Below are 25,760 nucleotides of genomic sequence, written 5' to 3' on the forward strand. Positions count from 1 at the left end.
ATGGATACTTTGGCAAAATACAAGTTCGCAGATTGGTTATTCAACAGGTTTGTCGAAAAATATAAAAATCAAAATGTCGTGGAAGCGTTCATTTTCTTGGACATCCTTTCACGCTATCAGCTATTTGCACAGGAAATACGCAAACTTTCTGACCAACGAAGACATATCAAAGAACTGCACAGAACCATCACTAAGGCACTGAAAGAAGGAACAGTGCACAGACTTCACCTTGCAGGCGAAGAAGGAACAGCAGAATTTAATAGGGTAATGGCAGAATATGAAGCACAATTAAGGGAAATCGGTCTATCCGAATCATACATCACTGACCGCGTAAGCGACAAAAAAATGAATTATTATGGAAGCAACTAATTTTTTCAGACAGATTGCTAAAATGGAAATGAACAGCAAATTAATGCTAACCATTACCAAAGCAACAGAAAATATAATTATCGTTTCGATATTGATCGAAAATGACAGTTGTGGGGACAAGGCTAAAAACCTGATTCCTCCCTTTAACCTAAAAGGTACGCCCGAAGAACTTGACGAGGGATTTTTTACCCACATCAAAAAACCTGTAGAGACTGCATCTGGTTTGCTGTCCAATATGGAACATTTTATGAAACAGGTAGAACTTGCTCAGGCGAATTCTGCGATGGAAAAACAAAACTCCAATAAGGAACAAAAGGAAAAAGACAACAGAAACAAGAAATATAACGAAGCCATGCTAAAAGCGGATGCCTTTGAAAAGGAAGGAAAATACAAAGATGCTTGGACGGCACTCCCTAAAGTCGGGGATTATCCTGAACATTCCGAAGTTATCAAAAAGAAACAGGAAATCTACGAAAGACAGTTTGCCCCTAGCCTATTTTCAGATACAGTAAAAGAAACAGTCGAAATCACTCACGAGAATAACCCTTAAAATCAATAGTATGTTAGTAGCAACAGCACTTCCAAGAGTATTCGTACTCAAAGAGAAAGAACAGGAAATCAGGCTTGACGACCCTGAGCCAAAATGGAGCGTACAGGCAGTCCTTAATTTTTATTCAAATAACTATCCTGTACTCACCACTGCGAAAATTTCACGTCCCACGATTGCGGATGATACGATTTTCTATCGTTTTGAGACGGTCATCGGAACTAAAGGTTAACTAAAAAATCAAACACATGAATTATGCAAACACAATATCCCGAAACGGTAAAGTTACCAAGAAAAGAAAACCAAGCGCAACTGCACCGACAGTTGGAGCAGTTCGAACGGTGGATGAGAAAACCAAAGGATGCAGGGGAAATACAAAAGGACAAACAGAAGTCCGTACCACCTGCGATGTTGCCAATGCCTTTTTAGGAATGCGCTTTCCTCCACGATTGCAGGAAACCGAAACTATACAGGACTGTGATAGATTAAAAATGGACAGGGATTTTAAAAAATCCCTGTCTCTAATCGCTAAAAAATTTAATCTTTCTTTACAGGATTGTGAAAATATCCCTTTTCCGTATAACATTGCTGAATCAATGGCAGACCTTAAAAAACAGCTTAAAATTACGGAGACGGATTGGAAAGAAGTCCGATTGATACATCATAATAACAGCACCTACTTCGCAAAGGAAGACAGATACGATACAGGAATGACTTTATACTATATCCCTGTGATTCCACTTTATGGTATCCTGCACAATTCAGAAACTGAACAGGCTAGTAAGCTTTTACTTTCTGTATGTGCCTACATCTATCAGGTTCTCGGTGTACCCTACTACAGAACTGATGATTGCTATCTGTACTCTATGTATGAAATACATGAAAATTGGATGTACGATGACGGTGCGGAGGAAGAGTTTATAGCCGACTTCAATGATGCTAAACACATCGGTGATTTTATCAAAAAAATAATCAGTGACCCGATAAACCTGCACAGTTACACAAACCGTTTAAAAACATTTGTCGCAAAAACCGATTTTGATAAAAAATGCCTGACTGTAGCAAAGTCTTTTTATAAGATTTTTAGCGCCTATCCTAATGTTCGAATCAATAGAAAATTCTATCCCTTGCGTTTCAGGGAAAGAATAGAAATTGATGAGCCTGCAATTTCATTGGATAACTATGTTTCATTTTGCGCTTCGATTCACGGTAGTTTATTTGAATCGCTCTGCCAGTCCGTTAACGATGATTTACAGGAATACTGCGAAATAGACGAGCCTACACGCTTTATCCCCTACGACAACAGGAGAATAAAAGAAAACAATTTTGATTTTGAAAGCAAGGTTTTTAATGCCATTGATAACCTTATTCAAATTTGGCAGGAACATCAACTCTAAAATTTAGAAATCATGGAAGATATTACAAACAGCTTTGGAACCTATTTTTACCCCTCAAGCGCATTGGTCTTTTATCAAAGCAACGGTGGCTTAAATGATACTTATGTCGAACACTTTGATATGGACAGTGATGGAGCGCCCGTTAATCCCCACCCCCTCACAATAGGTGAAGCAAAAAGGTTGGCGACAGCCCTAAATATTGATGAAGACAGTCTCACTCAGCTAAAATCAGATGGCATTTTACCCAATAACCTATTGTCATTTGACGCAAAATCCGCAACCATAATCTGGTATAGCAAATCTCAAAAAAGAGAACTTCTATTTTCTGAGGGGCTTGGAATAAAATCAGGAATGGCACAAACCCCGCCTTTGGTCTGGATGGCAGACCGAGAATCACTCCATGTCTATGCATTAGCCATCAATAGAAAACCAACAGCAAACACCGCCCTGCATTATGCGCCTTTTTTCAATGTATATGAAAGTGGTGAGGTCTGTATGGGAACAGTGGACATAAAAGCAACCGAAACAGGTTCCATAAAAGAGCTGATGACCTTATGGGAAAACTATTTTTTTAATAGCTATTTCTCCCACCTGATGGCTGACCATAATCCTGTTGACGGAAACTGCGTACTGCTGTGGGAAAGCTTAATCGGAACTGATACCATGTTCCCAACTGATAGACTTATCAAAAGCAATCAAAAACTTAAAGATATATTACGATGAGAACGCCAAAAACAAATGTCCACTTTTTGGACAATTATCTGCTAAGCCCAACAAACCCCATCCGTGTCAACGTAATCGGTGCAGGTGGAACAGGTTCAAAATTTATGACTGCGCTGATGGAAATCAACCACAGTTTATTGGAACTTAACCACCCAGGATTGGAGGTACATCTTTGGGATAACGATATGATAACCTCGGCAAACGTAGGTCGCCAAAGATTTGCAGAATCAGAAAAGGGACTTTATAAATCTCAGGCAATTATCAATAGGCTGAACCGTTGGTCGGGTACAAACTGGAAAGCCAAAACAGAAAAATTCCAAAGGGATGAAAAAGGAGAAATACCGCTCCATGCAGGTGCATCAATTTATGTATCCTGTGTCGATACCGTGGGTTCAAGATTTACGATTGCAGAAATATTACAGGAACTAAACAGCAAATACGCAAACCACAGGGATAAAGGAAGGTATTGGTTAGACCTTGGGAACACCAAATACACAGGTCAGGCAATACTGTCAACCATTGGAAAAATAGAGCAGCCCACATCAAAGAAATTCAAAACCTTTGATTCGCTTCCCTCCATTATTGTTGAATACGGTGATGCAATGCTCAGTTCTGAAAAAGAGGATAACACACCAAGCTGCTCGCTGGCTGAAGCTCTTTTAAAACAGGACCTTTTTATCAACAGCACCATTGCACAAATGGGAGCTTCCCTCCTTTGGAATATGTTTAAAACGGGAATGACAGAAAATAGAGGCTTCTTTTTAAATCTAAAGAATTTCAGAACTCAACCTATTTGCGTTGGCAGTTGAAAAACTGCCGGCGCCAAAATTCGGCTCCTCCTATGGTCGGAACCGAATTTTGGCAGAAAAGCGGTGCAACCAGTTTTAAAAATAGCACCCGCGGAGCCATTCCATTTTAAAAACCGCTTGCGGCTCGTTCATTATTTTGGTTTGTTTTCTTCTAACAACTAAATTCTGTTTATCAATTTATATTTTTTTCTAATTCTTTTATCAAAAGCCATTCCCACAAATTTGCCATGATTTTTAAAAAAAATCTATTTATAAAAGGGACTATTTTTAAAGTTTATAAACAATAAAAGCACCGACGGGTACTTTTTAAATTTCATTTAATGCTATGATTTTATATTTATCCAGCCTTCAAAAAATAAATTCTTAGGTATATTTTAGGCATTAATTTTATTTTAAAGTTTTCAGAAAAAAGCTGTATCGGTTGAATACTAATCTTTTATAGAGATAATCAAAGAAGTCAGGTAACGATTTGGTAACGGTGCTTATTGCTTTGCTTTTCAATGTGTTTCCGCTAGCTCACAACAAATATAAATAATTTTAAGTGTTATTTCACAATATCTAAATTCTAATTGCTTTAACAACGTCAGCTTGTTTACGAACTGACGTTGCATAATTAATAGAAAGCACTGTTCTTATTTTTTTACTTTTATTTCAATTTAATCTTTTTCTCAGCAGGGTCGTATTCGTAGTTTACTATATTTTCATTTAAAATCAATTGAATTGTTTCTTCGATTACTTCAAAAGGAACTACAAACCATTCTCTCGGATTTAGTCTTTGTCCTTTTTCATTAAACAAGTCAATGTCTAAACAAGCTTTTGCAAAAAATCTATGCAAAAGACCTTCTAGTTTGTCAGCATTTCTATTATAAACTTTGTAAGTCGCAATTTTCTGTACGTCCGCAAATAAATAGGTCGCTTCATTTTTTGCATTTTTTATTCTCTCATCTACTGAATTTCTGGCAAAACCAACTTTATATAAGTCTTTAATGTTTGCTATTTGAGTGTTGCTTGATTTTGATTTCAGTACATAAATCCAACCTGATTGTACATCTTCTTCCTTTACAAGTCCTGTATTGACAAATAAGTCTTGTTCGATTTTCTCATAAGTATTGGTAATCAATTTTCCGTTTTTTTGGATTTGCTTACCTAAGGAACGAAAAAGCATATTGCTGTAAGTTCCATTTTCAAAAATTGTTCTCGTACGCCCTTCTGTGCGAACTCTGTTTCCTGAACCTAATTCTTTTTCTTCTGTTTTCAAATTCGCAGATTCTAAGTACAAAAGAATGCCATCCATTAAATAAAAATCGCCTACGTGAAGATTTTTTTCAATGTTTTTAAACGGCTTTATCTTTCTTTTTCCTTCTTTGATTTCCTTATGTACTTTGAAAAACATTGCTTCATACTTCTCAAACTCTTTTTCTTTAATTGGCTTCCTTTGTGCAACAAAATCTGCATCAGCTCTCTCTTCTGGTTTTGGTGTGTGTTTGAATTTGAAAATGTCCAAATCCTTATCTGAATCTAATAAGCCAAGTTCATCATCTTCATTCAGAATATCATCAATTGTTGTTTTTTCCAATTCAACGTATCCCAATAAGTTATGCTTGTCAAATGGTTTTAGAATCTTCTTTTGAGATTCATTTTCTCTAAAGTTTTTCAATTTTGCCATCAAACCATATTCAGACATACTTGACTTATTTGGTTCTCTTTTGTTCTTATCAAAGAATCTGTTTATTTCTTCAAAGGAATCAATAAGTCTTTCTTCATCTGTTTTCACAGAAGAAGTTTTGGCTTTAGAATCTAACAAGCCAAAATCGTCATCATCAAAAATATCGTCTATAGTTAATTTCTTTTTAGCCATTTGCCAATGCTTTTTTACGTTTTAGTTCTCTCAAAAAAACTAGTGCTTCTGCCATTCTTTTCTCCTTATGGTCAAACGCTTGAATGTTTGGTTGTTCTCCATTATTATTCTTAACCCATTCTTTTATTTTTGGCCATAACAAAATCGCTTCTTCTTCGGTCATTTCAAATTTAGTAGACTGAATATGCTCGTCAATCAATTTTAAAACTTGGGTAGTTACCGATTTTGATAAAATTTCAAAAGCTTTTTGAAAAGGATTTACTTGGTCTATCAAGTCTATATGAATATCATCAATGTTTACAAAACTACCTGCCATTCTTATAAACTTCTTATCGCCTTGTTCTTCAATAGTACTATTTTTTATAACAGAATCAACAACTACGTGTTGTCTAACTGCTTCAATATCATCATCACTTAAGTCAGGATAAATTTCTCGAATGATTTTAGGGATTAGAACTGTATTAATAACCTCCGGTTCAACATTCCCCGGCATTGCTTTAAGCATCTGAGGATTTTGTAATAACTTTGCTTTTAAGTCATTCAGATCTGTTTCAATGATGTCTTTGGCTCTTTGTGAAGTGGGTAATTTAAAACCCCTAATTTTGATAGTTTTCTCATCATCTTCGTCTTCATCATCCTCATCTTTTTTTAGTTTGAACTTGAAGTTTGGGGCTAAAACTTGTTCCATAAGCAGAGATGCGGTAATGGCTTTTAACATATTGTTTACAGACAATTTCACATCATCATCTTGAGCATCAGGCTGAGCAATGAGGTTGGTAAATTGTGCGTGAGATTTGTTATTACTGTCTCTCGTAGCTCTACCTATAATCTGAATAATTTCTGTCAGTGAACCTCTATAACCTATTGTTAGAGCGTGTTGGCAATAAGGCCAATCAAAGCCTTCTTTTGCCATTCCTAAAGCAATAATAATATCAATGTCATCTACCGATTTCACTTCACGTAAATATCCACTTATTTTATCCCTCGATTTTGGATTGTCTTGAACTAAGTCTGCAACTTTTAAAATCTTGCCTGTTTTGTGACTTTTTATGTATATCACTCCCGTGATTTCGTCTTGATATTCTATTGTTCCCAAAACATCAATAATATGGTCAACTTCATCGTGTTTAAGCTTTGAAGATTCGGCAGAGTTTACACTCGGAATATGAATAATGGTTTTTTGATTCTCATCTAATATTTCTGCTAAGGCAGAAATTCCTGTTTCAGGATTTTTTTTGAAATATCTACCTGTATAAAAATGATAGCCAATCCCTAATGACTTTAAAAACTCATAACCGTTTAATTGTTGGTAATAAGTATAAGTTACTTTCGTAAATTTCGCTTCATCTTCTGGCATTAAAACTGGTACACTATCACCTCTAAAGTATGAACCTGTCATAGCAACAATATGAGCACTGGAATTTGCCATAATGCTTTTTAACACTTGCCCTAAGATATTGTCACCTTCTGCTGATACGTGATGAAATTCATCAATAGCAACCAAAGTATCATCCAACTTTTTCACGTCCAAACCATCAAATGCAAAACGCAAAGTGGCGTGTGTACACACTAAAATTTGTTCGTCAGATTCTAAAAAGTTTAAGAATGCCGTTACTTTGTTTTTCTCTTCGCCTGGCGTACATAGGTTGTATCTTGGATTGGGATTCCAATCGGCAAAAAAACCGTATTTTTTTAGTTCTGTTGTGCCAAAAGATGCTCCAATGGATTTTTCAGGAACAGCAACAATTACTTTTTTAATGCCTTGATGTTGCAATTTATCCAAGGCAATAAACATTAAAGCCCTCGATTTACCAGATGCTGGCGGTGCTTTAAGTAATAAGTATTGAGCAGTTCTCCCTTCGTATGCTTTTTCCTGCATTTCCCGCATACCTAAACGATTGGTACTTTTGCTTTTTCCTGTTTGGTCGTATGTTACGTGTACTATATTTGGCATTGGTTATTTCTTTTTCTTGTCTACTAATTTTCTCATTTCCTTATCAAAATCGGAAATATAATTTTGGTCTTGAATCACACGGAATTTATCATACTCACTTTCGGCTTTTAGCTTTGCTTCCAACATTGATATTTTGCCGTTGTCTTTCAAAATAGGATAATCTGCCAATTCCAAAAATTGGACTAAAAAGTTATCCCAATCCTTCATATTCATTACCTATCTGTTCCTTGCTCGGTTTTCTGCTAAGTCTAAGTAAGAAGTAACTATTCTTTCTAACGCTTTTAAATGTTCTACGTTCAAATAATTACATCACTTTTTAAAATCTTTCCGTCTGGGGCTTGTTTCCAAGTTTTTAAGCCCATATAAATCTTGGTAGCATCTGCTTCTGTATAATAATCTCGGCAGCCGTTTTCCCAGTTATTGCCCAATGTAGTTTGTTTTGAACCGAAGCAAAAAAGTGTTGGGTTATTTCCGATTTGTTGTCATAGTCAGCAGAAAGAGCGTAGATGTCTGTAATTTTTTGATATAAACGCCTTTCACTTAATCGAATCTCACGGATTCGCTCCAACATTTCTTCGAAATAATCTTCTCCAAAATGTTTGATTTGTTTCAATCGCTCATCATCCATAGCAAAACCTTTGATGATGTATTCGTGCAAAATTTCAGTCGCCCATTTTCTAAATTCAATGGCTCTTTGGGAGTTTACCCTGTAACCAACCGCTGTTATGGCTCTTAAATTATAGTATTTGGTTTTATAGGTTTTGCCGTCTTCGGCAGTGTGTCGGAAATCCCGACATACTGAAGCTTCATCCAATTCGGCATCTCCAAATATTTTTTTGAGGTGTTCGGTTATGGTTGAACGTCCTTTCTCAAAGAGTTCAGCTATTGTTTTTTGAGTTGACCAAAGCGTTTTGTTTTGATAAAAAACATCTATATTTACTTTACCATTTTCAGTTTTAAAAATAACAAAGTTGTTTATAGGCTGTAAATCGTTATTTTGATTTTCTTTGCTCATTTCACTGTCTTTTTTTCGTTTTCTTCTGCTTCGCAAAAAGCGTGTCTTTCTGCAACATTTCTTCGTACTGTTTAAACAAGTATTCCAAACGCTCGGTGTCGTTTTTGAAAGGTTGCAAACGGTAACATTGTTCTATAGCAGTATCTAATTCTTGATGTGCTTGTAGCAAACCTTTGGGCATTGTGGTTGGATTATACAGTTGTGACATTGTTTTGCTGGGATGTTTGGCTCGCTCATCTAATATGGCAAATACATAAAGGTTTAAATTTTCCTTTTGCTTGTTTGTAATGTCTGGAAACGGAAAGGTGTTGAAGCATATTGAAGAGGAGAATATATAGTCTGTTTTGAATCTTCCTCCAACTGCTTTTACCCAAACTAGCATCATTGTTGATGAAATTATACCAAACATATAAGGATCAAAATCATACACAGCTTGAGCTGTATTTGAAACTATATGATTTTCATCAAGAATTCCACACGGAATATAATTTCTTCTTACTGAAGTAATTGTTGGGACAATGATTACTTCTTTTTTAAAATAACGTACTTCACCAAATTTATGTGGAGATGAAGCTAACTTGTTGGTCGCTGACTTTGTACTATTTAATCGCATTATGGTAACAGCATCAAATCTTCTTTTAATTTCATCACAAGAAAAAATATTTTCTAAGTCATTATCATTTACCCATAAACAGTATTTACTATCCCCATCAATAAACTCTTTTGTTCCAACAAATGGTTTGATAATTTCCTTTGAGCTTGAACACTTTTCAATCAAATCATCTTTCTCTTTTTGAGACAACAAGAGATTCCCGCCATCTGTTGGCTGACTACCTTTCATCATGATTGGAAGTGATGAAATTGGTTTACTTCTTTTTGTTACAATAATATTTTTGGTGTCAGTCAAATAAGGATTTATATTTTTTACACTTTGCTTTAGATTTTGATTGTAAAGGAATTTCTCTGTACCGTCAATATTTCTTACTCCAATTATTACTACTGCGACTCCTGCATTTCCTTTGGCGTTGTTGGTCCATTTAAAAGATTGGTGTGCAAAGTCAATTTCTTGTCCTTTACTTAAAACTAATGGCCACAATAAGGCTACTTGTTCCCCTTGCGTTATGGAATTGGTCGTTACAAAAGCATATTTAGCTTTTGTATTCTGGATGTAATTGGTTCCCTTATAAAACCAACACGCTATGTAATCAAGTTTTTTATAGTTATTTACTCGTGAAAAGACAATTTTCATATCCTCCTTTTGAGTTTCGTCTTGTCGGCTATAACCCAAATAAGGTGGATTCCCAATCACATACACTTCGTCTGTTGAAGAAATTGGGCATACTTCATTCCAATCTCTTCTCGTAGCATTACCTTGTTTTATTTGCCCTGCTTCTTTTAATGGTAATATAGGTTTCGATTTTCCGTAATCAAACAATCGTTCTTCAAACACTTTGTTCATTTGGTGTTCTGCCAACCAAAGTGAGAGTATTGCCATTTCGTGGGCAAAGTCATCTATTTCAATGCCATAAAATTGTGAAAGCTGTATTTCAGTCCACTTTATAGTAGGACTTTGTCCTTCTAAATCTGTAATTTTCTCTAAAATATTGATTTCTAAAAGGCGTATTTCTTTGTAGGTAATAATCAAGAAATTTCCACTACCACAAGCAGGGTCAAAGAATTTGATTTTGGAAATTCTTTTGATGAGTGTTCTTAAATGGTTTACTGTGGTCGCATTTTCATACGCTTCGTAGAGTTCATCAAGAAAGAGAGGTTTAATTAGTTTTAAGATATTTTCTACAGAAGTGTAATGCATTCCTAAATCGCTTCGATATTCAGGAATTACTACTGCTTGTATCATTGACCCAAAAATATCAGGGTTAATATCTTTCCATTGTAATTCACCTAACTCAAGAAGCGTTTTTCTTGCTTTTGTGGTAAACAGGGGTGAGTTTATTTTTTGATTAAACAATCCTCCATTTACATAAGGGAATTTGGCTAAAAAATCTGGATAATCTTTTCCGCTTTCGCTATCTAAACGGGCAAACAAATCATCTAAAAACGTATGAGTGTCTCTTCCGTTTTCGGCAGTATGCTGAGCTAGTGTATTGGTAAAAATGCTGTCTTGATCAAATATCTCGGTATCTTCTGCAAAAAAACAAAACAACAAACGGGACAAGAAGATATTGAGGTTGTGAATACTTTCTTTTGAATTGTAGATACTCGGATTTTCATCAATCAACAAATCATACAAAGAAGCCATTTTGTAAGATGCGTTTCTGTCTGCTTCATTATTGTTGGAAGCGTTATAAACTTCGCTACCTGCTAATGGCAAAAAGAAATCAAAGTAATTGGGTAGCTCTTTTAATTGAATATCTAAGTTTTTACCTAATTTCAAGTCTTTAGCAACTATTTGTTTATTGTCGGTAAGAATTGCAAATCTAGGTTGATGTTTTAGGATTCTTTCTTCTTTTGCAACCTCTTCAATACTACTCAGCAGTTTGTTAGATGCTTCAATTTTAAAGAATATTTTCTTTTTGTATAGTATTTCTCCATCAACTTTGGATAAATTGTAGTCTCCTTTTTTTAGTCGTGTTACAGATGTTTTAGAAATGCCGTATGCAACCAGCAACTCAAAGACAAATTCTTCTTTTGAGAAGTTGTCAATCAGATTCTCAACGTTATGCTTTATTTCAGTTGATTTCATTAGTTATTTTGTTCAGGTTTGTTAGAAACTAGCAATTCTTTCACGTCTATGTCTAAAATATCCGCTATCTCCATTAAGGTTTCCAATCTCGGTTGTTGCCTGTTCTGAGCATAAGCGTTTACCATATTGTAGCTTTTTCCGAGTTTTTCAGCCAACCAAGTTTGCTTAATTCCCTTTTGTTCCAACACTTCCTTAATTCTGTTCATTGTAATTCGGTTTTGTACCTTTTAAAAGGTCTCATTGAATTGCTTTGCTTATTTCAAACGTTAATTTGTCTGTCGCTAAATTAGTAAAATTATTTAATGGTATCTCGAAAAACTGTGTATATAATGTGGTTATTTTGTTTAGCTATAGGAGGAAAGGGCTAAACCTATCATTGGCTTTTATGATGACGCAAAATGAACAAGAAAACAGAACAAGTCGATTATCTTTTTTGACGAGGATATTGCTTCTTTTTCTTCATACGGTTAGCAAACTGTTCTTCCTCGTAGTCCACGCCCTGTGTGTCTGACAATAAGTTGAACAATCCCAAATCGATACTTTGCGAATGTTCCTGTGGGATAAACTCAAAAAGGTCTTTTGTTGGCAAATCATCTATTGTATACGTTTTGGAAACAGGGCTATTCTGTATTTTCAGTTCAGGTTTGTTTCCGTTGTTCCACCAATCGTTAAATACATTTGCCGATAGGTTTCTATCCAAAGCTGAACCGTTCCAAACGCTACGGCTTCGGGGCATTCTTTTTAAGGTAGAAAAGCACCTTAAATGTTGATTTTTTTGTCGTTTCCATACTCACAATTCTTAATGATAAAATTAAACTTATGTGAGCTACGGAACAACATGAAAAATTGCGCAAAAATCTGAAATACAACATTTTGAATCGATTGTTTGCGATGTTTAAAAGTAACGTTTTAGTAACCTTACTTTTGCCAATCGTTGCTTTTTCCTGCTTTTTACCACATTACCAAAAAATCATAAAACGGCTGTAAAGCCTTTATTTACAACCGTTTTTCCTGTTTTCAATCTTTGATGTATATTTACTGAAAATTTATTTTAAAATCGATTTTCTGTTAATGTCAAAAATATCAATTTCATTTTCTTCTAACAATGTCTCTAAAGCATCGGAACCTTTTTGCTTAAATAATTCAAACTCAAGTTCTGATATCGGGATAGCAAGAAGGAAATGGACTTCTTCATTTTGTACCATAAAATCTTCAAGTTTATCCTCCCACAAATACGGTGTAGTAAAATAAACATGTTTCATTTCAGAAGTAGGGTAATACATTTCAACAAGTTTTTCAAAAACCACCCCTTCAGAAACCTTCCATTGATCTTTAATGCAAAAAAAAGCACTTGTGCTCAAAATATTCCCAACTTTATCTTGCGCCGAATATCCTGAAATCATTAATTCGTACTTTTTATCCCCTAAAGAATAGTCAGACAATCCTATTGTAGCATAAAAAAAAACATTTTTATCTAAAGGATCGGGACATTCCATAATGAAAATGGCATTCTCACCAGTATCATCTCCATATTTAATGACTTTTGGTTCTGTACCTATTAATGGGGAAAGCTTTTTATATAATTCCTTTTGTCTTTCTGTTGGTTTCATCTATAAAAGCATTTTAAAAAATAACTATCAAATATTAGGGTTTCAGCTGGCAAAATGTAATAAAAAAGCTACCTAAGAGGCAGCTTCCATTATATCACTAATACCTATTTAAGAGTATTTGTCTTTTTATTCGATCTTGCCTAAAGCTTGTGCAACGATGGATAAATGCTCTCTTAATTTAACTTTTTGTAAATTTTCTACTTTTTCCGGTCCCCCGAGCCCTAGAATAGGCACGTAACCATAACATTCATCTGATTCAACTTTTCCAAGTCTTTCTTTCGCTGGTTCGTAATTATCTAATAATAATTCTTGAGAGAAATATTCCCAATCAGTCATTATCGAATTGAACAAAACATTAACTTTTCTTCCAATCACCTTTGAAACGCCATGACGGATGTCAATATAAATCACACTTCCACCCTCATACGAATATAATCCCCCAAAAGCATCCCTAGCAAAACAAATTGATGGTTCGTGGACAGGAACATAAATTTCCTTTAAAATAGGATCAAATTGCACCGGATCAACTACCCAAAAAAAACTATCCATATAACTTCCTGCACCGTTCGAAATAAAACTGAAAAGCTCATCCGGTAAAAAGCTTTTTACTTGTTCAAGGTGATCATTTGGCAACTCGACTTTATGCTCAATATTTCCGTATTCTTCAATAAATTTTTCAAACATGAAATCTTTTTTACTATAACAAATATGATCATTTAAGCCTACTACGGTAAAGTTCGACGTTTAAATATGACTTTAGCACTTTTATCCGCATACAAATTATCCACATCATGCATCGTTTCTGTCTTGTAAACTTACAATGCCAAAATAAAGCCGACAATTTAGCGGCTTGTATGTTTTAATTATGTGGAATCGTGAATTTCTTACTCAATTTTACCCACAGTCTGTGCTATCAGAGAAATGTGTACTTTTAAATTAACTTTATCCAAATTTTCAGATTTTTCAGCACCTCCTAATCCCAGTAATGGAACGTAGCCAAACGATTCCTCAAAATTTAAATCACCTAGTCTTTTTTTGGCCGCTACAAAATTCTTCCCTGAAAGATCCGAATCAATATAAGATGAATCTGTTAAATCTTCAAATAAATATTTTAATCCTGATTCTAATACTTTAGATATCCCGTGCCGATAATCTAGTAAAACAGTATGACTATTCTCCCAAATAATCAAGTCTGACAAACCAGTTGCAAACATAACAATCGGATTTTGATAGACCGGGCTATAAGAATCATCTAGAATATTAGCAAATTCATCAGGATTTACAACTTTTAAATAGCCGTCCATAAAAGATCCAAAACCATACTCTTTCCAGAAAGTAATTAGCACTTCTGGTAAATGATTCTGATACTTTTCAATGGTTTCATTCGTAGGTTTTTCCTGTATTGTGTAATCAGGATACTGTTTAAAAAATTCTTCAAACATATTTAATATTTTGCTTTTACAAATATAACTATTTCCAATGAGTTACGGGTATAAATGAACATTCAAATAAGTACTTTTCCTCTCTGCCTCAGACATTTTTTCTGCCGCATCTCTGACACTTTTATCCAATTCGTCTATCCGTGTTTTCCATTGACTTCCAAGACTGGAATTAACTCTCTTATCACCTAGACCAGTAACTTTATCACCAAAGCCACCAGCAATCTGATCAGGGTCATGCAGTGCTGCCTTATCCTGCATAAATTCATCAGCTTTCTTCTTCGCTTCCTCTCTGGTGAAGCCTTGATCTCTAAATTCTCTCACCTTATTGCTATGTGCTTCCTCTCTAAATCTTTTCTGAGCTGCACTACCTTCTGCTGATCTTCCATTTTTTAAATATTCATCCCTATTCTTCAAAAAATCGTCTACACTTAGTTTATTTAAACCTTCTTGTTGTCCTTTTAATTGTCGGATGAACTCATCTAAATCATGCTCTAGATTTTTTAAAAATGGATTTGTTAACTTAAATTTGGGTAGCATACTTCTTGTCACTACAGCTGCTATATCATCCGCTTCTTTCTTTGCTAATTGCTCTAAGGTTTCTGCTATACCCCTTTTTGCACCAGCTTCCAATGCTTCTTTACCCGCTTTTTCAGCTCCAGCCTCGGCAACTTCCTTTACAGTTTTTTCAACAACGACTTCTGCACCTTCTTTTAATGCTGTCTTACCTGCGGTAGCTGCCACCGAGCCACCAGCAGTGTACACAGCTGCAACAGCATCTGGTATAAATTCTCCAACTGTAGTACCGATCTTCCGAGGATTTTTAGCGATCCATTCGCCCGTATCCTGAGCTCCCTTGACAATATCATTTCCAAGCTTGTCCCAATTCTCTTCCTTGGAAGCCCAATCCCATGTTGAATTTGCTGCTTTTTCTAGATTCCCCGGTGTCGTACTCCATTTGTATGCCTCATTAAGTCCTTTAGTAGTCGCCTCATACCCCTCTTTCACCATTCCTCCTAAAGCTTCGGCAGTACCTACCGGGTCTTGCCCAACCTGATAGATTACTTCCCCAAGCCCGACTACTCCATTCACCGCCCCTTCAACTAATCCCGTTCCAAGATCATCAAACCAATCCTTAGCCCCTGCAATAGGTTTCATCCAGTCAGGAATCATCTTATCCCTTTCAGCTCGATTTTCTTTTGTTTTTTGTTCAAGCCAGTCAAATCCTTCTTTGATGTAATCGCTGGGCATCTTCCCTTCTCCTATACCATAAGCAACGGCGGAAGCCCTATCAAAAAATATACTGATCTTACCTCCAAAAATACAATTGCAGGTAGAATCTTCTAGAAGCATCCTGTTTCCATTAATTTTTACACCATCCTTCGGATTATCCCATTGCAAGGTAGTAGGTAAACAGGTTACACCCGTAGCCCATTTTGCAGGACAGGTACAAAGTCCCATTGGTTTAAGGTGAAAGAAAGGCAACTTATCTGCTTCGGTTGCCATTGGCACCGCATAAATAGTCGTATTTTTGTTAAAGCTAACCCGTAATGTCGATGGGCTCGTTCCTTTATCGCAGGCGAGAAAAGCACCCTCTGGCACATACTTTTTTGCCATGATCCACTTATTTATAATTAACGTTCTTAACGCAGGTGCAGATTTCTACCAATTTGGTTTTTCTAAAAATCCGCTCCAATTCACTTAGGTTTTCTTTCGACTCCAAGACCGTGAAATCAGGAATCTTTAATATTTCCGATACCAGACAACCTGATAAACGTTTAATCTTTACGTTGTCGGCATAGATATCGAGACAGTTTAGTTCTGCTAGTTTATCGGCATCCTTACTGCTCAGTAGTATAAAGTATCGGTCATTTTGAAAGACAAGATCCTCTATCTTAAAAATCATATTGCTTTTAAAATATTTCTTTCTTCACGGTACAGCGTACCGGGAATTTCAGCTATACTCATGCACATACTCTGTTCAGACCAAGGCCATTCATCCAAACGGTATCTCTCGATGTAACCTAACTGTAGCTGTGTAGGAACACGTGGCCTATTTTTCAGAATCCTGATCATGGCAGTAACTTTCTCCTGTTCAAACTTTTCATCGTCAATTGTCCCTTGAACTTCAATTTGGATTTTACCATCTTCTAATTCTGTAAGTGTCTCCACGGTATTAATAGGAATCATTTTTGCCGCCAAAAAATTGGGAAGTTCACGATATCCAATTGTCTCCTCGTCTTTTTTTAACTGATTTCCATGAATACCGGGGAATAGAAGAAGATACGGCTGTGCAAAACGCAAAGCATCCGATAAGTTGTCTGCGTTTTCCAAAAGTTCATTAATACCTGTGATAAAAATATCTTTGTGCGCATCTTTCTTATGTACTTTTACAAGCTCAGGTTTAATTTTTTCCCATTTCCGGCGTATATCTTCCATATTTAAGATAGTATCTAATTGCCCTTTTTCATTTAGTGTAAAAATCAGTTCATTCCTAATCTCATGAATATCCCCCACCCAACTGTACAAGCCAGTGGCATTACTCTGCTTATAGTGGATGGTATTAATTTTAAATGTGGGAACTCCTTTACTCACGGACAATAACTTTACATCGAGACCAATTTCCAAATGATTTTCATTGCGTAAACCCTGAAATTGATAACGCTCTTCCCTGAGGAAAGCATACTTTCTTGTTTTCCCCACATCCTGAATATCGAACTCCATAATTATCCCTTATTAATTTCTACATCTGCCCCTGTAATATTGGTCGGCCCACTTGAATTGATCTTGGAAGATTTGCTATCAACAGCTAAGTCAGCATCGGTCTTGATATCCATGTTGCCATTACTATGAATAGTAAATGTTCCTGCTGTCGCATCGAAACTGATGTTTCCATTGGTAACTGTTCCAGTAATCCCCTTTTTGTCGATGACAATTTTATTTCCGCCAACCTGAAAGGTTATACTTGTCTTGCCGTCAAGCGTAATATTACCTGCTGCGTCCATATTTAAGAGAGATTGTGGCGGTGCATTTTTTTTACCGCCGACATTAATGGAACTATTGCTACCAGCATTAACACTATGGGCTGTTTTTGCATTTGTTGTGGCATTTCCCGCTCCGTCGAAATGCATGTTTGCTCCGCCCTGATCCTGTAGGTTCATAGAACCTGCACCATTATGAAATTTTAATTCTGCTCCACTTCTACCACTGAAACTCATTACATTATTCCCTTCACCACCACCTGCGCCAACTTTTCCATGAAACATGCCTCCCATAACAAATGGCCGATCGGGATGCAGATGGACAAAATTTACAATAACCTGATCCCCCACTTCTGGCACAGACATAAAGCCACGGTTTTTGCTGACCTTATCGCTACTACCCGCATCGGGAGACATTACACGGATAAATTCAGTTGAATCTTTTCCACGTTGCCAGTCCAGTTGCACCTGCACGCGCCCTTGATTGAGTGGATCTGTATTTGACATTACTTTCCCAAATTGTGGTTCCGCAGTGGGAACAACAAATTCCGGTCTTGGAATGAATCCTGTATCGGATGCAATTGCCTGAAATGAACCATAGTAGTAACCACGAGCATCAACTTCGTGCGTCACTTCAATAAGCATCAGTTTTGTAAAGTATGAAGTTTCGCTACTATCAGCTTTTCTCATCTCGATATCCGCTATACAGCCAGGATGAAGAAACGGAACCGTCGTATTTCCTGAGGTGACAAAAACTTCCGACGCTTTGCTCCCGGCAGTACCTTTCTGCGATGCGTCAATATCCATAAAGGTTGCAGCTTTTATAGGGGCAACACGTAAAGATGGTGTTTGAAAAGTCCGCTCAGAAATCTCATATGCTCTTTTGGCAATATCTGATTTATGGTCAATTTTGCTTTTTCCACCAGCGAACTTTTCATCTTTACTGCTGTTATAACCATAAAATGTTGGATTTACGTGCTGGGCTTTCATTTTGATTTTCACATCAGTCAGATTGCTGCCATAAGTAAGTACAACAGGTTTTTCCTGCGGTGGTAACTGTCCAAAATGAAGGACTTCACCATCATAGAAAAATTGTTCACCATAAGCTTCTGCCATTCTAGCCAGATAGTTATAATGTGTCTCCTCGTACTGACAACTATAGGGTACATTTCCGTAGCGGGAATCAACCCTGAAATCAAATTTGTCGGCGCCTAAGCCTTCTTTGATGACTTCACTTGCTATACTATTTAGACTGATAGGTTTTGATCCGCCGAAACTTTGGATATGTGGCGCCGCATCCAATAATATTGTGGGGCTATAGCCTGTCATGACAAGATTGCCCAGACTTCCTTTTTCCTGACTAAAACCTACTTCTGTAATAACTCCTACAAAATTTCTTTCAGGGCTATTATCTACATCTTTGTATTTAAAGACAATTGTTATTCTTTTTCCTAGAAAATTTTGCGCCTCTTCCAGATTGTGATTTTCCACTGCTCCTAAGGTATCGTGAGCAAGTGTAAGCTCAAACTCATGGTGCTTCACAGCGCTTTGGGTAAGTTTAAAGTGCTTAAAATATTTGATTTCTTTTCCATCGACAAAAATATCGAGCTTCACTACCCTATTGATACCTGCAATTGCATTTTCAGGAATCCCTGCTGCATTAAATATTTTGGAAGTAGGCTGTTTTGCCCAAACTTTTTCCTTGAGAGTGGTGGGGACATTTGGTAATAATGGCTGATTCAGAAACTGCCGCCCCGTGTCGGTTATATTTTTTGCTTGTTTAAGATACTCTTTTTGTGGACCCGGAATTTTAGTAACGTCATCTAAATTGACGTCACTTAACGAATCCAAAACGTTTTTCTTGGATGAATCTATTCCTTTACTGGAGAGATTATCTTCTTGTTGAAACATGATAACATAATTTTTTTCGGTTGTGTTATTTAAAAAGGTTTATCACCGAGCGGTGAATTCAATTACCAAAGCTACAAATTAATAAGCATGTAGTACTTTCACAAGGCTATCATAATAGAGATCTGATAATGGTACGAAAAGAAATTCCGTGGGTCGAAATTACTCTTTAAGTATTAAGATACGCGAACTATTGTTGGGTTGTATTCATTCTTTTTCATAAGCATTTTAATGATTTTGGTTTTGCAATATAATACCTTACAACTTCACGGCAAAATGATTTTGACATTATTTTAAAAATTGTCGTAATTCTACTAATCAGAGTTTTACATGTAAATTTTATGAAATAATGAACTTCAATCCGAGAAAAAGAATGCAAAAAAAATATTTAAATTACCCCACCATACTTATTTCACTATTTCTTCAGTTGTAAACCGCAGACGGATTTATTGGGAAACTGCTTCAATGGCAAGATTCTGATCCAGATCTAAATCATATTTACGTCTTTTTATGAAATCTGCTGGTCCTATTCCATTGATTTCTTTGAAAAGTTTCGAAAAATGATTTCTTGAGCCCATGCCACATTCTTCCGCAAGTGTTTCGATCTTATATTTTCGGTATTCCGGGTCATTATAGAGTTTATCAGTTATATATTTGATCCTTAAATCTATGAGGTATTTAGTGAAATTCATGCCTTTGTATTCGTTCACGATCTGTGACAGATAGAAATGATTAGTATCAAATTTATCCGCCAATTTATGCTGTGTAATCCCATTCTCCCTAAACCCTCCCTTATCCTCAAAGTCCTGTAATTTATGCAGTATTTCTTCTATAACTTTTGGGTCAATTTCAAGTTTATTGCCATCTTGCTTTTCTTCTATTTTAATTGCCATATTAGCGCTATCTCTAGCTTTGATCTTTTGCTCCAGAATGTCATATTTCTTTCGGATTCTTTTTTCTCTTCGTTTATAAAACAGCATGGTAGCAGCTAAAGTGACTGCGACTGTTCCTAATCCCCATTGGGCCACTCTGTCTCTTATGGATTTATCTTCAAGTCGCTTCTTATCTTCTTTCAGTAAACGTGTATCATACTCCTTGCTTATCTTTTTGGACAGATAATTGAAATCTCTGAATAAGACGCTATCTACTTTTAAAAGCTGATTGGTATAATATAATTGCTTCTCTATGCCATTATTTGCTTTGTAATGATCAATCAAAAGTTCATAGGTATCCCGAACTTCGGGAACAATGAAACCATGCTTCTGAAAAATGGAATCGACTTTTTCAAAGTTTCTTAAAGCATGGGGTTCATCCCCCAATTCAAGATAGGATTTCCCCAAATATGAATAGTTTACAGCTAACCATGAAAAATCATTAATTTTCGAAAGTGCTACTGATGAAGCGATAAGTGAGGCGATAGCAGTTGAAAATTCCTTCTTCCGAAACTCGGAAATTCCTTTCTCTTTTATAAAATATCCCGATTCCTGCCTATGTTCGCGGGTAGAACCGATTTCTGTAAGTCCAATGCTAACAATAGAATCGGCTAGTGAAAATTTTCCCATATTTCGATAACAAATAGCCATCTGATGAAGACTATTATAGTTACCTCTCCTAGAATCGTATAGAATATTAGGATCTTGCTGTTTCTTTAGCTCTGACGCAAAATGGTTCCGTGTCTTTATAAAAATGGGCAATGCCTCATCGTAGTGGCCTATATAGCTTTTGACAACTCCGATCAGATAATTTAGCCGGTTCTGATAATAGGGATCTGTATCTTTTGGAGCATACTGAACTGCTATAAGAAACTCATTTAATGCCAATTGGTATTTTTTAAAATGGAAATAGTAAACAACTCCCTTTTCGAGGTATGCAGAACTTACTAACGCCTGTTTGTGGGATAATTTGGCGGCAATGATTGTACTGTCTGCAAATTTAAGTTTTTCAGTACGATCAGCAGAGAATTCGACACCGTCTGCATATCCCTGATACAATTTATCATAATCCTTATCCTTTTTTGCTTCAGCAATGTACTTACGTATGAATGGAAGTGCCCTGAAATCATTCTCTGAGAACACTTCATAATTTTTCCTTATATAATAATACTTACTGTACTCCTCTTGCTGGGCACAGAGAAATTCACAGTGCAACAAACATAAAACAATTATGATATGAAAAGAGGAGAATTTCATAGGTCAAGTTTATATAAAATTAGTAAAAATCGCCAAACCATTATTTATCAAAAACAAAAAACTGCAACATACCATAAAAACATTTTAAAACCCTGATTATCAAATTTATAACAATGCTCAATTTGAACAATTTGCGCATTCAAATTGTTCAACGGGCGCACTAAACAGTTTTTCCGTCTTCCAATGCCCTCTACCTTCGCTCTTGAATTCGAAATAACCGGCCGGGATAATTCTTAAAATTTTTAACAAAATGAAAACTATTATCTCAACAATATTAATCATCGCAGGAGCGGTCATTTTACACTCCTGTCGAGAATCCGAAATAGAGGAACCGTTAGAACTGGGAAAACTGAATATTGTCAACTCAAAAACGGAAATGTCAAAAAATAGCGATACAATTCAAGCAGGAGTCGTTTCCAACGACGACACTGATGAAACGATCAAAGACCCACCGATCAGACATGGTGGCCAATGGAAAACCTCGAAATAATACTCGATTTAAACTGTGTGTGAAATAACTTTTCAACGTAAATCACAAAATACTCAAACCATGCGAACGAAAAACTTGATAGCCGAAACAATTATATTCTTACTCCTACTCATGTGGGCATATACATTTGTCAGTAAGGTCCTTGATTTTGACACTTTCAGAAGGCAGATCAATGGTGCATATCTATTATCGTCTTTTGCATTACCGCTGCCTTACTTTTTACAACTACTGCATTTGTCACTTGTGATACTGCTGCTGAAGAAGTCGTGGAGGAAAATAGGACTTATAACCTCGCTATCTGTCCTGCTGTTATATACAGGATATCTCATCTACATCTTAAAGTTTGCGCCAAGCATACCATGTTCATGTATTTCGCTTTATAGGGGGTTGAACTGGAATGATCAACTGTGGATTAATCTTGCGGTGCTGACGCTAAATATCATTGGTCTGATCATGTTTTCGTAGAAAAGCCCACCACACAGTAGTCATGTTCAGACCACGTACTAAATTTAAAACTAATAACCAAAACAGGGGAAGCCGAAAACCTGAAACCCAGAGTAGGCAAAAAACTAAAGTTTAGCTTTTTGATTTATAAAAGCACCAAACATCATGAAATCACTTAGAATTACCTTAGGAGTTGCAGCAATTGCACTAGGTACGTTTACAGCATTTTCATTTGCTCCGGCAAACACAGTGAACGAAGACGAAACAGGAATTTTTTACGTAAATCCAGATGGATCTATGGGTGATGCCTATAATCCGCAACTACATCCATGCGATCCAGGTCCACAAACTTGCGCACGAGAATATGATTTGGAAACTGAGTTACCTACTGGACAAAATGTAATACAAGGAGTTAAGAGACAATAATGATAATTCCTTTGTATAAAAAAGGAAGCTTGCTTCGCACGCTTCCTTTTAAATTTCTACTTTAAGCACTTCTTTATGTACTCCTTGAAACCATCTGGGTCTTTTCCTGGATGAGGAGGAATCCCAACTATCCTACCTTGTTTATCCAAAACGATTAATGTGGGATATGCACCAACTTTTGCGAATTTTATAATAGGATGATCATATCTCCTACCCTCTGTGTAAAGCTGTAATGCACTTTTTATGGAAAAAATGCCTATTCCACGTTTCCAAACGGGTATTTTTTGATCCACACTAATTGAGACAAACTGAATTTTTTCATGCTTTAAAGAAGGTTCAATCTTTTTAAGTTCAGAAACCATCGTTTTACAGGCTCCGCAACCAGTAAACCAAAAGTCCAAAATAACGACTTTTCCTTTTAACTCTTTTAAACTATGATACACACCATTTGTATCTGGCAAGTTAAAATTATAAAAAGGCTTTCCATGTTGTAGCACATCTTCTAGTGTCTTATATTCATTGAGAACATTCTGAAAATGCGGATTATTTTTATTTACATTTGCTACATAAAATTTATAAATGTCTTTAGATTTCTGTCCGTACCAGTTCTCACGAAAGGTGCTAATCGCATTATCGGAAAGGAGATAGTCATTTACGTAGGATATATTTCCAAATTCTTTTTTAACCAAGGAGGCATATTCCAAAGGGTAGTTGTACCTAAATAAATCATATCTTGGACCCAATTGGTGCATATTAGATAAAGAAATATATGCAGGAAGCACGTGAAGCCCACCAAAATAATCTAGTGTTAAGCTATCAAGAAGTGGTGTGATTCTTTTCTTTTGTTTGATAAACTGATTAAATAATGTCGCAACAGAATCGTTATATTGTTGTATTGACTGCGACATTATTGCATCCAAAGTTTGATTAACCAGTTGAGCTTTTGCTAACCTAAAATCTCTGGTATTCTTTTTAGGATGTCTATTAAAAATTGAATCAATAATATCAAGTGATCTATCCACTTCCAGATATCTTTCTGTAATATTTTGTTTATGGTAAGGTTTTTTAGAAAATTTACTTGAAAACATTATTTTTGTAACTTCTTTTGTCATGAGTAATTTTTCCGCACCCTTACCGGTTATTTCCATATTATTTAATCCCGATTTATTATCCCGAAGGGTCAAGTTTAGACTGTCCCCAGGATTGACAATAATATTGAAAGTTCCTGGGACAAATAAAAGACCTCCGACCATATTTGAATAAATGCATACTGTTGTAGTTTCTTTCAGTGGAAAATCAAAATGGAAATTGCCGTCTTTTCTTTCCAAGACATACTCCTGTGCACTATATAAGGCAAATTTGCCATCAAAGATTGGAAACGATAATCGAATAACAGAATCTTTAAAATTTTCAAACTTTATATTTAGAACGGTTCTTTTTTGAGCAATGGAAAACTGTACCATAAGTAAATACAGCATAGTACTAAATAATATTTTTTTCATGATATGTATTAAGTTATGTTGACATATTAGTTCTTTTCTATGCCGTTATAATCGATAATATATTGGGGAATTGGAAATAGGTAACGTTTGTCATTGGGTGGGAGCGTATATACTTTATTACCAACAATTCTTGTCAATGTTTTCGCATAACGAGGATCTTTATTTAAACGTTTAAGATCTTGAAATCGAAGTCCTCTTTTCAATAATTCTTTTCTTCTTTCTTTCAATATTAAATCAAGCGCATCTAAATCTGAACTGGCCGACAACGGCAAGAATTTGCCTTTTATATATCTTTTAATAAGCAAAGTATTGAGCATTTCCATCGCTTTCACTTTATCTCCTAATCTGGCTGCACATTCTGCTCCAATGAGAAAAACTTCATCAGTCGCAGTACCCGATAGATTATTACCAATGGGAGCACCACGCCAAACGTTCTTCCCGTTTTGCTTTCTAAAATATAATAGTTTTCTAAGATCATTATTATCATAAAGATCATACAATTCGTCTGGTATTGAGGAATAGCTATTTCCTGAAGTACCATACCCTGTTGTCATTTCAATCATAATATGCACTTCTTTACTCTTTGACAGAATGGGGTAAGATTCTGAAGGATCAAATGTATTGTAATCATCAAGATAAGAATTTAGGTTTAGTGAATTCTGAGATGCATCAAATGCTTTTTTGTAATCATTCATATATAGATATGTCCTTGCAAGTAATGCATATGCTCCTGAATTTGTTATGTGAGTCGATGAAATCGCGTTTTGAGGTAATAATGTTGCAGCCAAACTTAGATCTTCCGCGATCCGCTGATAAGTTTGCTTTAAACTGCTCCTAAAAATTGGTTCATTGATATCATCATTTATTTTTAAAGGAATGCCAAGATCCGTATCAGCAGTATTGGCGTCATAATATTTACAAAAAGTCATTGCTAGGTTTAAAAATGCTTTTGATCTGTAATACAATGCAGAGCCTTTAATTCGGTCATATAACTCAATATTGCTTGATGTTCGCTTAATCTTTTCAAGTGCTTTTAATGTTACATTACAAGCTTGGATCTGGACATAAGGTAGCTCCCACTCTTCCTGGGTAGTACCATAACCTAATTTAGGAAACACATCTACTGTCCATGTTAGCAATTTACGTTCAAAATCTATCCACAACGAATTGTATTGTTCAAGAGTTACATCAAAATCGTCACAAGATACTTCCATTGCACCTCGGCCGTCGTAAAGAAATTGACTCGAATTCATAAGTAGACTCAAATCATTAAGTGTCGTAGGTATAATAAGTTTTATGTCTTGCTTTTCCTCAAGCCACTCTTTCGAACAAGAAAGCAGAAGAAATAGCAGAGTTAATGGCAACAATAGTTTTATTTTCTTTTTCATAGCAGTC

26 protein-coding genes are annotated in these 25,760 nt (G+C 35.8%); 9 read left to right on the top strand and 17 right to left on the bottom strand.

What is annotated here, in order from left to right:
- The 6 genes from EG339_RS20680 to EG339_RS20705 are packed head-to-tail and all read left to right on the top strand — an operon-like array spanning window position 1 to window position 3,845.
- Window positions 1–369 carry a hypothetical protein gene (locus tag EG339_RS20680; RefSeq protein WP_123871772.1) on the top strand — a complete coding sequence of 123 codons (369 nt, stop codon included), beginning with the start codon at window positions 1–3 and terminating at the stop codon, window positions 367–369.
- On the top strand, window positions 356–919 hold the full coding sequence (locus EG339_RS20685; protein WP_123871773.1) for a PRTRC system protein E: 564 nt from the start codon (window positions 356–358) through the stop codon (window positions 917–919). Before EG339_RS20680 ends, EG339_RS20685 begins: the two co-directional genes overlap by 14 nt.
- Before the next feature lie 10 nt (window positions 920–929).
- Complete coding sequence (locus EG339_RS20690) at window positions 930–1,148, top strand: PRTRC system protein C (RefSeq protein WP_123871774.1); 219 nt, start codon at window positions 930–932, stop codon at window positions 1,146–1,148.
- A gap of 16 nt (window positions 1,149–1,164) precedes the next feature.
- Window positions 1,165–2,313 (top strand): hypothetical protein, encoded by a 1,149-nt coding sequence (locus EG339_RS20695; RefSeq protein WP_123871775.1) that lies wholly within the window; start codon window positions 1,165–1,167, stop codon window positions 2,311–2,313.
- Between the two features lie 12 nt (window positions 2,314–2,325).
- Window positions 2,326–3,036 (top strand): PRTRC system protein B, encoded by a 711-nt coding sequence (locus EG339_RS20700; RefSeq protein ID WP_123871776.1) that lies wholly within the window; start codon window positions 2,326–2,328, stop codon window positions 3,034–3,036.
- Window positions 3,033–3,845 (top strand): PRTRC system ThiF family protein, encoded by an 813-nt coding sequence (locus tag EG339_RS20705; protein WP_123871777.1) that lies wholly within the window; start codon window positions 3,033–3,035, stop codon window positions 3,843–3,845. The genes EG339_RS20700 and EG339_RS20705 overlap by 4 nt, the downstream gene beginning before the upstream one ends.
- A 646-nt stretch (window positions 3,846–4,491) precedes the next feature.
- Here EG339_RS20705 and EG339_RS20710 read toward each other — a convergent pair.
- The 15 genes from EG339_RS20710 to EG339_RS20775 all read right to left on the bottom strand — a co-directional run bounded on the left by EG339_RS20710 (window position 4,492) and on the right by EG339_RS20775 (window position 21,389).
- A complete protein-coding gene (locus EG339_RS20710) occupies window positions 4,492–5,703 on the bottom strand; it encodes a GIY-YIG nuclease family protein (RefSeq protein ID WP_123871778.1) in 1,212 nt (403 codons plus the stop codon).
- Complete coding sequence (locus EG339_RS20715; RefSeq protein WP_123871779.1) at window positions 5,696–7,657, bottom strand: DEAD/DEAH box helicase; 1,962 nt, start codon at window positions 7,655–7,657, stop codon at window positions 5,696–5,698. Before EG339_RS20715 ends, EG339_RS20710 begins: the two co-directional genes overlap by 8 nt.
- A 3-nt stretch (window positions 7,658–7,660) precedes the next feature.
- Window positions 7,661–7,864 (bottom strand): RhuM family protein, encoded by a 204-nt coding sequence (rhuM, locus tag EG339_RS24860; protein ID WP_317126870.1) that lies wholly within the window; start codon window positions 7,862–7,864, stop codon window positions 7,661–7,663.
- 145 nt (window positions 7,865–8,009) lie between these two features.
- Window positions 8,010–8,672, bottom strand: coding sequence for a RhuM family protein (gene rhuM, locus EG339_RS20720; protein WP_310468414.1), 663 nt, complete (start codon window positions 8,670–8,672; stop codon window positions 8,010–8,012).
- Window position 8,673: 1 nt separating this feature from the next.
- On the bottom strand, window positions 8,674–11,376 hold the full coding sequence (locus EG339_RS20725; protein ID WP_123871780.1) for a class I SAM-dependent DNA methyltransferase: 2,703 nt from the start codon (window positions 11,374–11,376) through the stop codon (window positions 8,674–8,676).
- A complete protein-coding gene (locus EG339_RS20730) occupies window positions 11,376–11,582 on the bottom strand; it encodes a helix-turn-helix domain-containing protein (protein WP_059333863.1) in 207 nt (68 codons plus the stop codon). The genes EG339_RS20725 and EG339_RS20730 overlap by 1 nt, the downstream gene beginning before the upstream one ends.
- A gap of 218 nt (window positions 11,583–11,800) precedes the next feature.
- Window positions 11,801–12,112, bottom strand: coding sequence for a hypothetical protein (locus EG339_RS20735; protein ID WP_228459660.1), 312 nt, complete (start codon window positions 12,110–12,112; stop codon window positions 11,801–11,803).
- A gap of 310 nt (window positions 12,113–12,422) precedes the next feature.
- Entirely contained in the window at window positions 12,423–12,986 is a 564-nt protein-coding gene (locus tag EG339_RS20740; RefSeq protein ID WP_123871781.1) for a suppressor of fused domain protein, read from the bottom strand.
- A 126-nt stretch (window positions 12,987–13,112) separates the two neighbouring features.
- Window positions 13,113–13,670, bottom strand: a complete 558-nt coding sequence (locus tag EG339_RS20745) for a T6SS immunity protein Tdi1 domain-containing protein (RefSeq protein ID WP_123871782.1) — start codon at window positions 13,668–13,670, stop codon at window positions 13,113–13,115.
- A gap of 200 nt (window positions 13,671–13,870) precedes the next feature.
- Window positions 13,871–14,428, bottom strand: coding sequence for a T6SS immunity protein Tdi1 domain-containing protein (locus tag EG339_RS20750; protein ID WP_123871783.1), 558 nt, complete (start codon window positions 14,426–14,428; stop codon window positions 13,871–13,873).
- A gap of 42 nt (window positions 14,429–14,470) precedes the next feature.
- On the bottom strand, window positions 14,471–16,042 hold the full coding sequence (locus EG339_RS20755; protein ID WP_123871784.1) for a polymorphic toxin type 15 domain-containing protein: 1,572 nt from the start codon (window positions 16,040–16,042) through the stop codon (window positions 14,471–14,473).
- A gap of 7 nt (window positions 16,043–16,049) precedes the next feature.
- A complete protein-coding gene (locus EG339_RS20760; protein ID WP_123861430.1) occupies window positions 16,050–16,331 on the bottom strand; it encodes a hypothetical protein in 282 nt (93 codons plus the stop codon).
- A complete protein-coding gene (locus EG339_RS20765) occupies window positions 16,328–17,149 on the bottom strand; it encodes a hypothetical protein (protein ID WP_123871785.1) in 822 nt (273 codons plus the stop codon). Before EG339_RS20765 ends, EG339_RS20760 begins: the two co-directional genes overlap by 4 nt.
- Window positions 17,150–17,151: 2 nt before the next feature.
- Window positions 17,152–19,317 carry a type VI secretion system Vgr family protein gene (locus EG339_RS20770; protein ID WP_123871786.1) on the bottom strand — a complete coding sequence of 722 codons (2,166 nt, stop codon included), beginning with the start codon at window positions 19,315–19,317 and terminating at the stop codon, window positions 17,152–17,154.
- A 443-nt stretch (window positions 19,318–19,760) separates the two neighbouring features.
- A complete protein-coding gene (locus tag EG339_RS20775; protein ID WP_164466470.1) occupies window positions 19,761–21,389 on the bottom strand; it encodes a helix-turn-helix domain-containing protein in 1,629 nt (542 codons plus the stop codon).
- A gap of 364 nt (window positions 21,390–21,753) precedes the next feature.
- On the opposite strand from EG339_RS20775, the gene EG339_RS20780 reads away from it, so the two are divergent.
- The 3 genes from EG339_RS20780 to EG339_RS20785 all read left to right on the top strand — a co-directional run bounded on the left by EG339_RS20780 (window position 21,754) and on the right by EG339_RS20785 (window position 22,863).
- Complete coding sequence (locus EG339_RS20780; protein WP_123871788.1) at window positions 21,754–21,993, top strand: hypothetical protein; 240 nt, start codon at window positions 21,754–21,756, stop codon at window positions 21,991–21,993.
- A 111-nt stretch (window positions 21,994–22,104) separates the two neighbouring features.
- The gene (locus EG339_RS24810) at window positions 22,105–22,458 is read left to right on the top strand and encodes a MauE/DoxX family redox-associated membrane protein (protein WP_394343427.1); all 354 of its coding nucleotides are present in this window, start codon (window positions 22,105–22,107) and stop codon (window positions 22,456–22,458) included.
- A 144-nt stretch (window positions 22,459–22,602) separates the two neighbouring features.
- Window positions 22,603–22,863: a hypothetical protein gene (locus tag EG339_RS20785; RefSeq protein WP_123871789.1), complete on the top strand. Its 261-nt coding sequence runs from the start codon at window positions 22,603–22,605 to the stop codon at window positions 22,861–22,863.
- Between the two features lie 56 nt (window positions 22,864–22,919).
- On the opposite strand, the gene EG339_RS20790 is transcribed toward EG339_RS20785, so the two are convergent.
- Together EG339_RS20790 and EG339_RS20795 are read right to left on the bottom strand one after the other, a co-directional pair.
- Entirely contained in the window at window positions 22,920–24,365 is a 1,446-nt protein-coding gene (locus EG339_RS20790) for a TlpA family protein disulfide reductase (protein WP_123871790.1), read from the bottom strand.
- A 26-nt stretch (window positions 24,366–24,391) separates the two neighbouring features.
- Window positions 24,392–25,753: a RagB/SusD family nutrient uptake outer membrane protein gene (locus EG339_RS20795; protein WP_123871791.1), complete on the bottom strand. Its 1,362-nt coding sequence runs from the start codon at window positions 25,751–25,753 to the stop codon at window positions 24,392–24,394.
- Window positions 25,754–25,760: the final 7 nt, after the last annotated feature.

Source organism: Chryseobacterium bernardetii (genome assembly GCF_003815975.1).
Taxonomy (GTDB): Bacteria; Bacteroidota; Bacteroidia; order Flavobacteriales; family Weeksellaceae; genus Chryseobacterium; species Chryseobacterium bernardetii.